This is a genomic window from Vibrio sp. 03_296 (genome assembly GCF_002265885.1).
In genome coordinates this window covers 1-1,118 of the sequence record NZ_NPKW01000556.1, presented here as the reverse complement: position 1 = coordinate 1,118, position 1,118 = coordinate 1, and the positions used below count along the sequence as shown (strand labels likewise).

Sequence of the window (1,118 nt, the reverse complement as noted above, 5' to 3'; positions counted from 1 at the left end):
GGCTGCTTAGAAGGCAACAAAACCACGGAAGAACCTGTGTCAAGTCTCAACCAGGGCTACGCTGTGAAAAACTGAATATGGATGTACGGGCAGTGCCGTGTTGCACGTACCGACCTTATTTGGCACCGCTTTGAGGTACTGAAAAMCCATCCGACAGCAACAAGATTAAGGAATACACGCTAACCGCTGAGTATCGCAAGTGCCTGGAGTTGGCTTCGCAATTACACCCAATCGATCAAAGTGCGTTAAAGCAAAAACGTTTTAATGCGCTGGTGCATAGCATTTCTGAACTTGAACGTATAGTGCAAGAACTTAGCTCTTCAAGTGAACCGGAAAGCCTCTATTTCCTTTGGAGCCAGACAGGCAATACCAATGCACGTCGTCAGTTTTTACAGATGGAAGGCACACCCGCGCTAGAAACCGCTGAAATGCAATACGCCTTGGCAACGTTTTATACTACACGTGATCAAACGAAAACCATCCAACTGCTTAATCATTCTCTCGAGTTGACCAAAAGGCGGCAAAGTGAATACCGAAGCGTTAAAGTCATTGGCAAGTACCCATCAAGGATTACGTCAAATGAAGCAAGCTTACGTTTGGGCAATGGTAGCAAAAGAGTTTGATGTGCCCTTAGACCACAGAACGAGAAAATGCAACTGATGTTTGGCTTTAGTGCACAGGAGTACAAACATCTGGATGCTTTAGCTGAGCAAGTGCATCTGCGCTCGAAAAGGCAATACCGCTCTATGATGATCCCGAGTGACTTGTAGTCTTATACGCTCGTAGCCACATGCATATTCGCAATGCTGCTTTTAAGTTCGGGCGCTTATTTCAAAAGAACGACGCACTCAAACTAAAAAAACCTTCCACATGGAAGGTTTTTGTCTCTTGGTTACTCACGCCATTTTGACTCTTTCAGTATGATTGCTAGACACGATATGACTGAAAGCGGAGAACAGCGTTCGGTGAAAAATCACTCATTAGTTTCAATTTTGTTGAAAATTAACGACACTGAGTTGACACAAAAACGTTCTCCGGTTGTTTTAGGTTCATCAGGAAAAACGTGCCCTAAGTGGCTATCACATCGTGCACAGCGGATCTCTACTCGCTTCATTCCG

General features: G+C 44.8%; 1 protein-coding gene and 1 pseudogene. One reads left to right on the top strand and one right to left on the bottom strand.

What is annotated here, in order from left to right:
* Positions 1-770 (top strand): annotated as a pseudogene (locus CIK04_RS26140) (DUF2989 domain-containing protein); the annotation flags it as partial.
* 203 nt (positions 771-973) lie between these two features.
* Here CIK04_RS26140 and CIK04_RS26135 read toward each other — a convergent pair.
* Positions 974-1,118: peptide-methionine (R)-S-oxide reductase (locus CIK04_RS26135; RefSeq protein WP_176463437.1), on the bottom strand; the 145-nt coding region annotated here is incomplete at its 5' end.